Source organism: Staphylococcus massiliensis, from assembly GCF_043186315.1.
GTDB classification, from domain to species: Bacteria; Bacillota; Bacilli; order Staphylococcales; family Staphylococcaceae; genus Staphylococcus; species Staphylococcus massiliensis.
Window position 1 is genome coordinate 1,236,741 of the sequence record NZ_CP171119.1, and the last position, 14,539, is coordinate 1,251,279.

Annotated in this window: 11 protein-coding genes; 8 read left to right on the plus strand and 3 right to left on the minus strand. The window is 37.8% G+C overall.

Annotated elements, in window-relative coordinates:
* The first annotated feature begins 1 nt into the window (after window position 1).
* Window positions 2-1,213, plus strand: coding sequence for a CamS family sex pheromone protein (locus ACF3N8_RS05935; protein ID WP_392449763.1), 1,212 nt, complete (start codon window positions 2-4; stop codon window positions 1,211-1,213).
* 982 nt (window positions 1,214-2,195) lie between these two features.
* Here the strand turns inward: ACF3N8_RS05935 and putP are convergent.
* Window positions 2,196-3,737: a sodium/proline symporter PutP gene (putP, locus tag ACF3N8_RS05940; RefSeq protein ID WP_009384051.1), complete on the minus strand. Its 1,542-nt coding sequence runs from the start codon at window positions 3,735-3,737 to the stop codon at window positions 2,196-2,198.
* A 477-nt stretch (window positions 3,738-4,214) separates the two neighbouring features.
* Here putP and gatC point away from each other — a divergent pair, with 477 nt between their 5' ends.
* The 6 genes from gatC (at window position 4,215) to dinB (ending at window position 11,560) form a co-directional block, all read left to right on the plus strand.
* Window positions 4,215-4,517, plus strand: coding sequence for an Asp-tRNA(Asn)/Glu-tRNA(Gln) amidotransferase subunit GatC (gene gatC / locus ACF3N8_RS05945; RefSeq protein ID WP_017176864.1), 303 nt, complete (start codon window positions 4,215-4,217; stop codon window positions 4,515-4,517).
* Entirely contained in the window at window positions 4,517-5,974 is a 1,458-nt protein-coding gene (gene gatA / locus ACF3N8_RS05950) for an Asp-tRNA(Asn)/Glu-tRNA(Gln) amidotransferase subunit GatA (protein ID WP_238102053.1), read from the plus strand. The genes gatC and gatA overlap by 1 nt, the downstream gene beginning before the upstream one ends.
* 12 nt (window positions 5,975-5,986) lie before the next feature.
* Entirely contained in the window at window positions 5,987-7,414 is a 1,428-nt protein-coding gene (gene gatB / locus ACF3N8_RS05955) for an Asp-tRNA(Asn)/Glu-tRNA(Gln) amidotransferase subunit GatB (protein WP_009384048.1), read from the plus strand.
* A 630-nt stretch (window positions 7,415-8,044) separates the two neighbouring features.
* Entirely contained in the window at window positions 8,045-8,965 is a 921-nt protein-coding gene (locus tag ACF3N8_RS05960) for a diacylglycerol kinase (RefSeq protein ID WP_009384047.1), read from the plus strand.
* 33 nt (window positions 8,966-8,998) lie between these two features.
* Window positions 8,999-10,366 (plus strand): 23S rRNA (uracil(1939)-C(5))-methyltransferase RlmD, encoded by a 1,368-nt coding sequence (gene rlmD / locus ACF3N8_RS05965; RefSeq protein WP_238101027.1) that lies wholly within the window; start codon window positions 8,999-9,001, stop codon window positions 10,364-10,366.
* A 123-nt stretch (window positions 10,367-10,489) separates the two neighbouring features.
* Window positions 10,490-11,560 (plus strand): DNA polymerase IV, encoded by a 1,071-nt coding sequence (dinB, locus tag ACF3N8_RS05970; RefSeq protein WP_009384045.1) that lies wholly within the window; start codon window positions 10,490-10,492, stop codon window positions 11,558-11,560.
* On the opposite strand, the gene ACF3N8_RS05975 is transcribed toward dinB, so the two are convergent.
* A complete protein-coding gene (locus tag ACF3N8_RS05975) occupies window positions 11,557-12,114 on the minus strand; it encodes a 3'-5' exonuclease (protein WP_238094239.1) in 558 nt (185 codons plus the stop codon). The two genes, dinB and ACF3N8_RS05975, sit on opposite strands and share 4 nt — an antisense overlap.
* Window positions 12,115-12,363: 249 nt before the next feature.
* Window positions 12,364-12,867, minus strand: coding sequence for a ferritin (locus ACF3N8_RS05980; RefSeq protein ID WP_009384043.1), 504 nt, complete (start codon window positions 12,865-12,867; stop codon window positions 12,364-12,366).
* Window positions 12,868-13,227: 360 nt separating this feature from the next.
* On the opposite strand from ACF3N8_RS05980, the gene ACF3N8_RS05985 reads away from it, so the two are divergent.
* The gene (locus tag ACF3N8_RS05985; protein ID WP_009384042.1) at window positions 13,228-14,535 is read left to right on the plus strand and encodes a Mur ligase family protein; all 1,308 of its coding nucleotides are present in this window, start codon (window positions 13,228-13,230) and stop codon (window positions 14,533-14,535) included.
* The last annotated feature ends 4 nt before the right edge of the window (window positions 14,536-14,539 follow it).

Genomic DNA, 14,539 nt, shown 5'->3' on the forward strand with positions numbered 1-14,539 from the left:
CATGAAAAAATCATTAACTGTACTTCTCTCATTATCATTAATACTTACAGCTTGTGGAAGCGGAGAAAAAGATAGCCAAAAGCAAGAAGAAGCACAAGAGAATGATACATCAGATGGTTCTAGCAAAATTAAACAAATTGTAACAGATAAAAACGTGTCTGGTGATAATTACAGAACGATTTTACCTTTTAAAGAAAGTGCCGCGCGTGGCTTAATTCAGGAAAAGATGGCGAATAGCTATAACGGCGAAAACTTCGAAAGTGGTTTATTAGATATCAGTAAAAATGTTTTCCCAACTGATAAATTCTTATACCAAGATGGTCAATACTTAGATAAAGATACGATCAAAGCATACTTACGTCCGAAATTTACGAAAAAAGAAATTGAAAAAATGGACGATGAAGAAAAAGAACAAAAGAAAGCGACAGCGAATCTTGGTTTAAACCCATCTTATAAAGGTGAAGATGATCCTAAGAAAATTGCGAAAGAATCTCCTACTTATTTATCGAATATTTTAGAGCAGGACTTTTACAAAAATAGTGATAGTAAAGGTAAAGAGATTAAAGGTATGACAATCGGCCTTGCGATGAATAGTACGCACTATTACCAAAAGGAAGACTTTGGTGAAACGTACAGTGAGAAACTTGATGAGAAGAAAGTTGAAAAGGAAGGTAAACGTATGGCCGAAGAGATTCTGTCTCGTTTACGTGAACATAATGAATTAAATGATATTCCAATCAACTTTGCGATTTATATGCAGTCAGGCCAGAACTCTATTACACCAGGTCACTTTGTTGCTTATGCGACTGCGGATGAAGATAAAACGAAATTAACGAAGTGGAATCAAATTAATGAGCAAACCGTACTCGTTCCATCTAGTGAAGCTAAGGAAAAAGATGAAGGCTTGAATAACAGCTTTAAAGAGTTTAATGATAACTTACAATCTTACTTCTCTAACTTTACTCAAGCGGTTGGTAAAGCGAAGTTCGTTGGTAACGATGCGAAATCACTGAGCATTGATGTTCCAATCGACTACTACGGTCAAGCCGAGTTAATTGGTATTACGCAATATGTGACGCAGCTTGCGGATAAAAACTTCAGTGGTCTGAACAATTACGAGATCCATATTAAAGATGGTAGTAAATCGAGAGCACTTATTTATAAATCTAAAGACGATAAAGAGCCTCGAGTTCATATTTACAATAATAATTAATTCTATTGAAAAGCAATGGGACGTGTACCGCGTTTCATTGCTTTTTTGTGTGAGGGAGGTTATTTAGAGTGGATAGGGCGTACGGTAAAAGTAATAGTAGTAGACATTGGGGGCGTTGCCAACTAGTGGAGGTGTGACAAGTTGTTAAAGGGGGTGTTGCCAACTTGTTGAGGAGCGACAAGTTGCTAAGGGCGTTGTTGCCGACTTGTGGAGGTGTAACAAGTTGGTAAAAGTGTTGTTGCCGACTTGTTGAGGAGTGACAAGTTGGTAAGAGAGGCGCTAGCGTCGGAATGAAAGACCGAAACCGACGCAAAAGCCAAATAGCGTCGGAATGAAAAGTCGAAACCGACGCAAAAGCCGAATAGCGTCGGAATGAAAAGTCGAAACCGACGCAAAAGCTGAATAGCGTCGAACTACCTATTGAAATCGACGGAAGAGCTATGTCATATTACTACATCGGTCTTATCGCAATATAACAGCCAAGTGAGGTGACCACATGGCTCTTATCGCCGTGCAACAGCCAAGTGAGGTGACCACATGGCTCTTATCGCCGTGTAACAGCCAAGTGAGGTGACCACATGGCTCTTATCGTCGTGTAACAGCCAAGTGAGGTGACCACATGGCTCTTATCGCCGTTTTACAGCCAAGCGGAGAGGCGACATGGCTCTTATAGACGATTAACAGCCAAGCGGAGAGGCGACAAGGCTCTTATAGGCGATTAACAGCCATGTGAAGAGTTGACATGGCTCTTATCACAGTATTACAGCCAAGTGGAGTACTGACATGGCTCTTATCGCCGTATAACAGCCAAGTGCGTTAACGACATGGCTCTTACAAACGGCCTCGCAACTAAATTTCCCAATAGTAATCCCACATATGCGAAATCGCCACATCGCTACATTACAACCCAAAAAAACGCTCCGAAAATCTGAACCCAATTCAGACTCTCGAAGCGTCCCTCAATAACTATATGAATTAAGCGTTACTTTTCGCTTAAGATATGTTTCATCTTAGTAATATCTTTATCTACGAAGTCACCTGGTGCTTTCGTAAGTTTACTTACAATAATTGTAACTAATAAACTTACTAAGAAACCTGGAACGATTTCGTACAGATTAAAGAATTCTACCTTTTCACCAAGAGGTTTAACAAATGCGATCCAAATGATAACTGTTAATGCACCGGCAACCATACCTGCGATAGCACCAATGTTTGTAAGTTTACGCCAGTAAAGCGATAAAATTACAAGTGGTCCAAATGCAGCACCGAAACCAGCCCAAGCATTACCAACTAAGTTAAGAATTGTATCGTTAGGATTCCAAGCAATCGCTATCGCAACAATCGCAACTACAACTACTGAAATACGACCAACTAATACATATTCTTTCTCGTAATTCTTGTTAGGATCTTTATTCTTCTTAAATAACTTGTAGAAGTCTTCAGTTAATGAACTAGACGTTACAAGTAATTGAGATGAAATCGTGCTCATGATGGCAGCTAAAATAGCAGCTAGTAAGAAACCACCAACTAATGGATGGAATAAAACCTGACTCATTAAGATGAATAATGTTTCAGGGTCCTTAATTTTCGCGCCTTGTGCTGGAACGAAAGCGATACCAAGTAAACCAACTAAACATGATCCAATTAAGCCGACTGCCATCCAGCCAATCCCGATTCTTCTAGTAAAAGGGAAAAGCTTATGCGTGCGAATCGACATGAAACGTACTAAGATATGTGGTTGACCAAAGTAACCAAGTCCCCATGCAAAGAATGAAATAATTCCAATTATAGAAGTCCCCTTAAATAAATCTAAATTAGAAGGTTTCATTTCTGCAACTTGGCCAAATGTGTCTAAACCATTCAATTTAAGCATTACAACAATTGGTACCATAATCATTGCGATAAGCATGATTACCCCTTGGAAAAAGTCCGTAATCGATACGGCTAAATAACCACCAAAGAATGTATATAAAATCACAATAGCAGTAACAAACAAGAGTCCCCAATGATAGTTTAAGCCGAACGCACTTTCAAAAAGTTTACCGCCTGATACAATACCGGCGTGCGTATATAAAGTGAAAAATACTACAATGATACCACCAGAGATAATCTTAATGAGATTCGTTTTATCATCTAAACGATTCTTAAAGAAGTCTGGTAAGGTTATTGCATCCCCTCTGATTTCTGTGTAAACACGTAGTCTTGGTGCCACAAGTAAATAGTTTATGTATGCACCGACTGTCAATCCTATAGCTAACCAAACTGCTGATAAACCAGTTGAATAAACTTCACCTGGTAACCCCATAATCATCCAACCACTCATGTCAGATGCACCAGCTGATAAGGCTGTTACCCATGGTCCAATGCTACGGCCACCAAGCATGTATTCGCTTAGGTCACCAGTTGATTGTTTGTAACCATACCAACCGATAGCTAAAAGGATAATGAAGTACACTGCAATCATCACGTAAGTTTGCCAGTCCGGGTTTACTTGACTGGACAATGTTGAACCTAGTGTAAACATTTCTCCTCACCCCCCAAATTGTTTAATTATTTTGTTACATACCGTATTATACATGAATGAATCTAGAATGAAAGTTCGATTTTTCATCATAAATGTATAATTACAATTATGCATATTTCGCAATCGTTTGTAAAGACCTAAATGAAGGCGTTTTTAGTAATTTTTTAGAATTTTTAAATTTTTGTAAGATTTCTTCTACTTTCTTGAAAAGCCCTATGTTTATACGATAACTGAATAAGATACCCACTATTTAACTTAAATATTATAAATGAGTTACATAAAGTCGCTAAAACGCTTAAAATACGTACAATTTGGCACGTTAAAGCGAAATAGATATGTTACATCTATTAAAACCTTTACTAAAGGGGTGTTGCTTTTCAAGGGAAATAAAACGAGAAAATTCCATCAAACTTTAGATTTTTAGGGGAAAATTTGGTACAATTTTGTGATGAATGAATATTAAGGAGGCTTTTATTGATGACAAAAGTTACACGTGAAGATGTTGAACATATCGCGAACTTAGCGAAATTAGAAATATCTCCTGAAGAAACTGAAGAAATGAAATCAAGCTTAGAAAGTATACTTGATTTCGCGCATCAAAATGATACATGTGATACGGATAACGTTGAGCCAACTTATCACGTATTAGATTTACAAAACGTTCTTAGAGAAGATAAGGCGGTATCAGGTATTCCTCAAGAATTAGCGCTTAAGAACGCTAAAGAAACAGAGGACGGACAATTTAAAGTACCTTCAGTAATGAAAGAGGAGGAAAAATAATGAGCATCCGTTTCGAATCGATTGAGAATTTAACACAAATGATTAAAGACAAAAAAATCAAACCTTCTGAAATCGTAAATGATATTTATGATGCTATTGAAGAAGTTGATCCTACTATCAAATCTTTCTTAGCTTTAGATAAAGAGAACGCACTTAAAAAAGCTCAAGAATTAGATGAATTACAAGAAAAAGATCAAATGGAAGGTAAGTTATTTGGCATTCCAATGGGTATCAAAGATAACATCATTACAGAAGGCCTAGAAACGACATGTGCCAGCAAAATGCTAGAAGGATTTGTACCGATTTACGAATCAACTGTAATGAAGAAACTTCATGATGAAAATGCCGTTCTAATTGGTAAATTAAATTTAGACGAATTCGCAATGGGTGGTTCTACTGAAACATCTTACTTCAAGAAAACAGTGAACCCGTTCGACCATAAAGCAGTACCTGGTGGTTCTTCAGGTGGTTCAGCAGCGGCAGTTGCAGCAGGTCTTGTTCCATTTTCATTAGGTACAGATACTGGTGGTTCAATCAGACAACCAGCAGCATATTGCGGTATCGTCGGCATGAAACCTACATACGGCCGTGTTTCTCGTTTCGGTTTAGTAGCTTTCGCGTCATCATTAGACCAAATCGGACCATTAACTCGAAATGCTAAAGATAATGCTATCGTATTAGAATCTATTACTGGTGTTGACGAGCATGACGCTACAAGTGCGCCAGTCGAAGATTGTGACTTTACATCTGATATTGGAAAAGACATTAAAGACCTTAAAGTAGCATTACCTAAAGAATATATTGGCGAAGGTGTTCGCGATGAAGTTAAAGAAGCTGTCTTAAATGCGGCTGAAACACTACGCGAACTTGGCGCAACTGTAGAAGAGGTTTCCTTACCTAATACTAAATACGGTATCCCTTCATACTATGTTATTGCGTCATCAGAAGCTTCAGCTAACTTAGCACGCTTTGATGGTATTCGCTATGGTTACCATTCAAAAGATGCGACTAACTTAGAAGAACTCTATAAGAAATCTCGTAGTGAAGGTTTCGGAAAAGAAGTTAAACGTCGTATCTTATTAGGTACTTTCGCATTAAGTTCAGGTTACTATGATGCATATTACAAAAAGTCACAAAAAGTGCGTACGTTAATTAAAAATGACTTCGATCGTATCTTTAAAGACTACGATGTGGTTGTAGGACCAACTACACCAACAGTTGCGTTCAACATTGGTGAAGAAATTAACGATCCACTAACAATGTATGCAAATGACTTATTAACTACACCAGTTAACTTAGCAGGTTTACCAGGTATTTCAGTACCTTGTGGTATGGCTAACAATCGTCCGATTGGATTACAATTTATCGGTAAGCCATTCGATGAAAAGACATTATACCGTGTAGCTTATCAATATGAGACGAAATTTAATTTACACGATAAATACCAAAATTTATAAGGAGTGGCAAACATGCATTTTGAAACAGTAATTGGACTTGAAGTTCATGTTGAGTTGAAAACAGACTCTAAAATGTTTTCATCATCACCAGTAGGCTACGGTGCAGAACCTAACTCAAATACGAATGTGATTGACTTAGGTTACCCAGGTGTACTACCTGTAGTAAACAGACGTGCAGTAGATTGGGCAATGCGTGCATCTATGGCATTAAACATGGATATCGCGACAGAATCTAAGTTCGACCGTAAAAACTATTTCTATCCAGATAACCCTAAAGCATACCAAATTTCTCAATTCGACCAACCAATCGGTAGTAATGGTTATATTGATATTGAAGTAAACGGTGAAACAAAACGTATCGGTATTACACGTTTACACATGGAAGAAGACGCGGGTAAATCGACGCATAAAGAAGGTTACTCTTTAGTAGACTTAAACCGTCAAGGTACACCTTTAATTGAAATCGTATCTGAACCAGATATCCGTTCACCAGAAGAAGCGTATGCATACCTTGAAAAGTTACGCTCTATTATTCAATACACTGGCGTATCAGACTGTAAAATGGAAGAAGGTTCACTACGTTGTGACGCCAACATTTCATTACGTCCAGTAGGCCAAGAAGAATTCGGTACGAAAGCCGAGCTTAAAAACTTAAACTCATTTACTTACGTTAAAAAAGGTCTTGAATATGAAGAAAAACGTCAAGAAGATGAGCTTTTAAATGGTGGCGAAATCTTACAAGAAACAAGACGTTTCGACGAATCAACTGGTAAAACAATTCTTATGCGTGTTAAAGAAGGTTCAGATGATTATCGTTACTTCCCAGAACCAGATATCGTTCCATTATATGTTGATGAAGAATGGAAAGAACGCGTACGTCAAACAATTCCAGAATTACCTGATGCACGTAAAAAGAAATATGTATCTGAATATGGCTTACCAGAATATGATGCGCACGTACTAACACTTACGAAAGAAATGTCTGATTTCTTCGAAGGTGCAGTAGACAACGGTGCCGACGTTAAATTAACTTCTAACTGGTTAATGGGTGGCGTTAACGAATATCTGAATAAGCATCAAGTTGAGCTACAAGATACACAATTAACACCTGAAAATCTTGCAGGTATGATTAAGTTAATCGAAGACGGTACGATGAGTAGTAAGATTGCGAAGAAAGTATTCCCTGAACTTGCTGAAAATGGTGGGGACGCTAAGCAAATTATGGAAGATAAAGGCTTAGTACAAATCTCTGATGAAGCAACGTTACTGAAATTCGTTAACGAAGCACTTGACAACAACCCTCAATCAGTTGAAGACTTTAAAAATGGTAAAGGTAAAGCAATGGGCTTCTTAGTAGGTCAAATTATGAAGGCTTCTAAAGGTCAAGCTAACCCTCAAAAAGTAAATCAATTACTAAAACAAGAATTAGAGAATCGATAATCATTTAAATATATTTGAGCATGCTTATACATCTCGCTATGCCTTGCTTTCTTAGCTTGTAGGATTGCCAACGTAATCCTTTGTGCAAGGGACCCAAGAGTATATAAGAATTTTGCCAGTGAGTTGGAAAATTATAGATCTAACAATTCCTAAACAGCTGACTCCTAGGGGAGTAGCGTGAGTCTGGAGACTACAGGCTCCAGCCACGCCCCAGGAAAGCATGCTGTTTATAGGAATTGTTTAATAACTAATACGCTTGGATCTTCCTTCCTCACAGTGCCATGGGAGTCTCGATGTAGGCATTCAGGATCACTAAAACGACAACTCAAAACTAAATTAATCATTATCTCAAATAGAGTTAGTATGATTGTTACAATTTGTCAATTATGGATATAATTGTAATAGGATTACTAACTCTTTTATCTTGAGAGCGAGACTAATCATCTTGTTCTTAAACTACTCGAAAAATGTGTTATATTTTAAATGATATAAAATTTTGTAAATGTGCAAAGTATGCATCAACTTTTAAAATGAAACTCACATGACAACGCATTTCGAAATGCAAATAAACATTGATGTTAAGAGATAAATTGTTATTACAGATGATTCTAATAAAATTGAGGGATGAAAATGAGAAAACGTGCAAGAATTATATATAATCCGACATCAGGGAAGGAAGCCTTTAAAAGTGCATTGCCAGATGTACTCGCTAAAATGGAAAAAGCAGGTTATGAAACAAGTACCTACGTCACTGAAAAAGAGGGAGATGCTACTGTAGAAGCGAGACGTATCGTAGACGAAGAGAACTACGACCTCATCGTAGTTTCTGGTGGTGACGGTACGTTAAACGAAGTTGTAAATGGTATCGCTGAGAAGGAAAATCGACCAAGAATCGGTTTAATTCCAGCAGGTACTGTTAATGACTTTGGCCGTGCGCTTAATATCTCTAACGATATCTTAGATGCCGTTGATATCATCATAAATGGTACGCCTGTTAAAGTCGATATCGGTAAGATGAATAGTCGTTATTTCATTAACCTAGCAGGTGGCGGTAAGCCAACTGAAGTATCATACGAAGCGCCAAGTAAGTTGAAATCCTTAATGGGGCCTTTTGCTTATTACATTAAAGGATTTGAAATGTTACCAGAGATGAAAGCGGTAGACGTGCGCATTGAATATGACGATAAGGTATTTCAAGGCGAAGTGATGGTCTTCTTATTAGGTTTAACGAACTCAATGGCAGGATTTGAGAAGCTTGTGCCTGATGCGAAACTCGATGATGGTTATTTCACATTAATTATCGTTGAAAAGGCAAACCTAGCGGAACTTGGACACATTATGTCGCTTGCTTCTAGAGGTGAACATACTTCTCACCCTAAAGTGCATTATATTAAAGCACAATCTGTAAACATTTCCTCACTTGCAGAAATGCAACTTAATGTAGACGGTGAATATGGCGGTAACTTACCAGCGAATTTCTTAAATTTAAAACGTCATATTGAGATCTTTACACCTAACAATGACGATAATGAATCGTTAGAACAAAAATAATGCGTAAACGCGCATTTTCATGGAGTGACCTAGTTGAACGAAATTAAAAAGAACGATGTCATGCAAGGTAGGGTCGTAGACTTAACGCACGAAGGACATGGTGTTGTTAAAGTTGATCGATACCCGATATTTGTGCCACATGCATTAATCGATGAAGATATAGAATTTAAAGTCATCAAAGTTAAGAAAAACTTTGCGATAGGAAAACTAAATGAAGTTACAACAGCGAGCGACAACCGTGTAACACCGCCATGTGTGTACTATTCAAAGTGCGGTGGTTGTCAGCTACAACATATGAACTATGAGTCTCAACTCGAGATGAAATTTAACCAAGTTTATAATCTCTTTACAAGAAAGGGTTCGTTTAAGGACCTTAAAATTAATCAACCGATTGGTATGGAGCATCCATGGCATTATCGTAACAAGTCTCAAATTCCAGTAGGTACTGACCAATCAGGCGATGTTAAAATGGGCTTTTACAGACAACGCAGTCACGACATTATTGATATGGATACATGTCTCATTCAACACGATGTTCAGAACGCGCTTATGGTGAGCATTAAGAAGTGGCTGAATGAATTAAACGTGAGTATTTATAATGAACAACTTAAGTCAGGTTTAGTACGCCATGTCATTATTCGTGCGAGTCATTATAAGGACGCTCAAATGGTGATATTCGTAACGAATGGTAAGAAGTTTAAAGCCCTCGATACACTGATAAAGCGTATTTCAACGCATTATCCTAGTGTGAAAAGCATCATCCATAACATCAATACCTCACATTCAAATGTCATCATGGGCAAGAAGTCTCAAGTCATGTACGGCGATTCTGTTATCGAGGACGACCTAGACAACTTAACATTTGAGATTGGCGATCGTTCCTTCTACCAAATTAATGTTACACAGACGGAGAAACTTTATCGTAAGGCTATCGAATATGCAGGTCTTACGGGTAATGAAATAGTTATAGATGCATATTGCGGCATTGGTACAATCGGGCTCTATATGGCGCCTCATGCCAACCATGTTTACGGTGTTGAAGTGGTTGAAAGCGCAATTGAAGATGCGAAACTCAATCGTGAGCGAAATGGCATTCAGAACATCGACTTTGAAGCGGGTAAAGCTGAAGAAATTATTATTAAATGGCAACAAGAAGGTTTAAAGCCTGATGTAGTGATGGTCGACCCGCCTCGTAAAGGGTGTGACCAAACGTTCATTAACACGTTACTCGAATTACAACCTAAACGTATTGTCTACATCTCATGCAATCCGAGTACCCAGGCTCGAGATGCGGAACGCTTGAGCGATTCATACGATTTACAGGAGATTACGCCTGTTGATATGTTCCCGCATACAACGCATATTGAGACGGTTGCGTTATTCGAGCGTAAAGACGCTTAGTTTATAGTTTTGTCTCATCCTTGAAAAGCCCTTTAAAGTCAATGTGGTTAAATAGATTCATACGAAACGAGCGGAAACGAGCAGTTACCGCTCTTTTTTAAGAGAAAAAGAAGGTGAAAACGCGTGGGTGAAAGACGTATTATTCATATAGATATGGATTACTTTTTCGCACAAGTTGAAGTGAGAGATAATGAAAAATTACGTGGAAAACCTGTGATAGTAGGTGGTAAAGCAAGTCACCGCGGGGTTGTTTCAACAGCTTCTTATGAAGCACGGAAATATGGCGTACACTCTGCGATGCCTATGGTTCAAGCGCATAAATTATGTCCAAACGGCTATTACGTGCAACCTCGTTTCGAAGCCTATAGAGAAGCTTCTGGTATCATCATGGATATCTTTAAGAGTTATACAGAGAAAGTTGAACCGCTATCACTAGATGAGGCTTATCTCGACATCACCGAGCTTGTACGCCCTGATTTACCAGCATCACACATAGCGGAATATATACGTAGAGATATTTATGACAAGACACAGCTAACGTCATCAGCTGGAGTATCTTACAACAAGTTCTTAGCTAAATTAGCGAGTGGTATGAATAAACCCAATGGCTTAACGATTATCGACTATAATCATGTTCATGAGATTTTGATGAATTTAGATATCGGAGATTTTCCTGGCGTTGGATCGAGAAGTAAAGAAAAGATGCATCACCACGGAATCTATACAGGTGCTGACTTATACCAAAAGTCTATGGATGAGTTAATTCGTTGGTTCGGTAAAAGGGGTGTTGGCTTTTATAATAAAGTCAGAGGCATCGATCACCGGGAAGTAAAAGCAGAACGCATACGTAAATCAGTAGGTACGGAAAGAACCTTTCAATCGGATGTAAATGACGATGCTTTAATCCTACAAAAGATCAGGGAGCTCAGTCACAAGACATCGGAACGCTTAGGTAAATTGCAGAAATCTGCGGGTACGGTAACCGTCAAGATTAAAACATATAAGTATGAGACCATTTCTAAGCAGCGTACCTTACCTGAGCCAGTAACGGATGAAATTGATATCTACAACATAGCCTATGGGCTTTACAACGAAGTCAAAGATCCAAACATTCCAATTCGGCTAGTTGGCGTAACAGTAGGGAATCTAAGACCGCATTATTTTAAAAACTTAACGATATTTGACTACCTTTAGTAATCCTTATCTTGAAGCGATTCGCCATAAATGAGTAATACCTCATCCAAGCTCGGATAATGACGTAATAAGCGATACGTTATCATGGCGCACGCTTTAGCATCCGCTAGCGCATTATGGTGACCATTGAAATCGAGATTAAAGAATTTCATCACATGACTCAGACCATAACGAGGCATTTGAAGTGTCTTACGAGCGAGCTGCACGGAGCAGAAATACGTAATATCGGGCGTCTTTAGATTAAGCGCCTTGATGCTTTGATGTAAGACCCCCATATCAAATGCTGCATTATGACAAACAACTGGATGGCCGTCGATAAAATCCAACATGTGAGGAAAGACCACATCAAATGTTGGCGCGTTGAACACATCCTTAGGTCTAATGCCGTGTACGCGAATATTATTTTGTGAAAAGTAATCGTTAGGATTAACGAGCGTGTAGAACGATTCCATGAGCTCATTGTCGACAATTTTAACCATGCCAACAGAACAAATACTCGTTCTTTTATAATTTGCAGTTTCAAAATCTAGCGCGATAAATGTCTGTTTCTCCATCGTCTAACAACCCATCTTTTAATATTAGAGTTAAGATTCATCATATCAAAAAGCACATACAAAGCCCACCATTTAACATGATAGGTTTCATATGTGCAGATTAGTCTAAATATGAATTATGAATTAAGGATTTCATCCTATGTAGGAGACACGTCTTATCGACATGTCTTATAAAGAGTAGGTCAAGTTATGGTTCACTTAACTTACTTTTCAAAAGCACTTTCAATTTAAGTGCCGTTATGAGAAGAATTACGCTTCTTCGTCAAATGAACGATTCGCTAATTCCTTTTCATAAAGGTATAATGTATTGCAATCGTCGCCAATACGTTTTAAGTAATCGATGTGCGTATCGAACGTAGCTTCTTCTTCAACTTGTTCATCTAAGAACCAATTTAAGAATGAAATAGTAGCGAAGTCTTTCGTTTCGTTCGCTAATTCAGATAAATGGTAGAAACGACGTGTTACGTCTCTTTCTTGAGCTAAACCGTCTTCAAATGTTTCTAAAATAGAATTAAACTCTACTTTAGGTGCTTCGATTGCTTTAAATTCAGCATGCTCGCCACGATCGTTGATGTAATCATAAATCTTCATACCGTGGAAACGTTCTTCTTTAGCTTGTTGGATGTAAAAGTTAGCAAAACCTTCATAAGATTCTTTATCGCAATAAGCAGCCATAGCCATATACGCATGTGCTGCGTAGAATTCGTGGTTCATTTGGTCATTAAGTGCATCTAATAATTGTTTATTTAACATGATTAATGCCTCCTTTTAAGTGATACATATATCATAACGAATTCGACTAAAGAACTCAAGTAATAAACGATAATTATTATAATCTAGAGAGAATGATTATCATTATATATATATTTAAATTAAATTTAGAAACATAAATAAAATACTATGATAATAGTGATATAGGAATTTTGGCGAAAGGTTAGAATGCGCACACATGAGCAATAGTAAACGTAAAACTAATTAATAATACTCACGTCTAATTGAGAATTATTGTCAATCAGTAGGTCTAAAGTATGAGCCGTCGTACACAATATTTCTACTTTTTTAGCTTACTTTACCGTGTTATAATTATCACGTGAAATTTTGAGGAGGAAAGACATGAGACAGTGGACTGCAATCCACCTAGCGAAGATGGCACGTATGGCTAGTCGTGCTATAGGTAAACGCGGAACAGATTTACCAGGTCAAATCGCTAGAAAAGTGGATCCTAATATATTAAAAAATCTAGCTACTAAAGTTGATGATATCGTATTTATTAGCGGTACAAATGGTAAGACAACAACTTCTAATCTCATCGGTCACACTTTAAGAGCAAATAACATCGAAATTATACATAATAATGAGGGTGCGAATATGGCAGCGGGTATTACATCTTCGTTCATTATGCAACTTAAAGATAATACACGTATTGCGATAATTGAAATAGATGAAGGGTCAATCCCTCGTGTGCTTAAAGAAGTGACACCAACAATGATGGTCTTTACGAATTTCTTCCGTGACCAAATGGACCGTTTTGGTGAAATTGATATTATGGTGAACCAAATTGCGGACGCAATTAAGAATAAAGGTATCAAATTAATCTTGAATACAGATGATCCTTTCGTAAGTCGCCTTAAGATCGCAAGTCAAACGCGCGTTTATTACGGCATGCAGAAGGACGCTCACGAATTCGAACAAAGTACGATGAATGAAAGTAAATACTGTCCTGATTGCGGTCGTTTACTGAACTACAGTCATATTCATTACAATCAAATCGGTCACTATCAGTGCGAATGTGGCTTTAAACGTGACACACCTCAATACGAAGTTGAACACTTTGAAACCTCACCGTTCATCAAACTCAAAGTTAACAATGAAAGCTACAATATGAAAATCGCTGGAGATTTTAATGCATATAATGCGCTCGCAGCATATAGCGTTCTTAAGGAACTCGGCTTAGATGCAGATAGTATCCGTAAAGGCTTCGAAACGTACACGTCAGATAACGGTCGAATGCAATATTTTGAAAAGCCAAATAAGAAAGCAATGATTAATTTAGCTAAAAACCCTGCTGGTATGAACGCGAGTTTATCAGTAGGTGACCAAATTGAGGGTAAAAAAGTTTATCTGATTAGCTTAAACGATAATGCAGCAGACGGACGTGACATTTCTTGGATTTATGATGCTGACTTTGAAAAGTTAAGCCAACAAGATATAGAACACATTATCGTGACAGGTACGCGCGCTACGGAATTACAATTACGCTTGAAATTAGCAGAGGTTGATTTCCCAATTACGTTAGAACATGACATTCATAAAGCTACAGCTTTAAGTATGAAATACGCTAGCTTCACAGTAGCGATTCCTAACTATACGTCATTAGAACCAATGCTCGATCAATTGAATCGTTCGTTTTCGGAGGTGTAAAGCA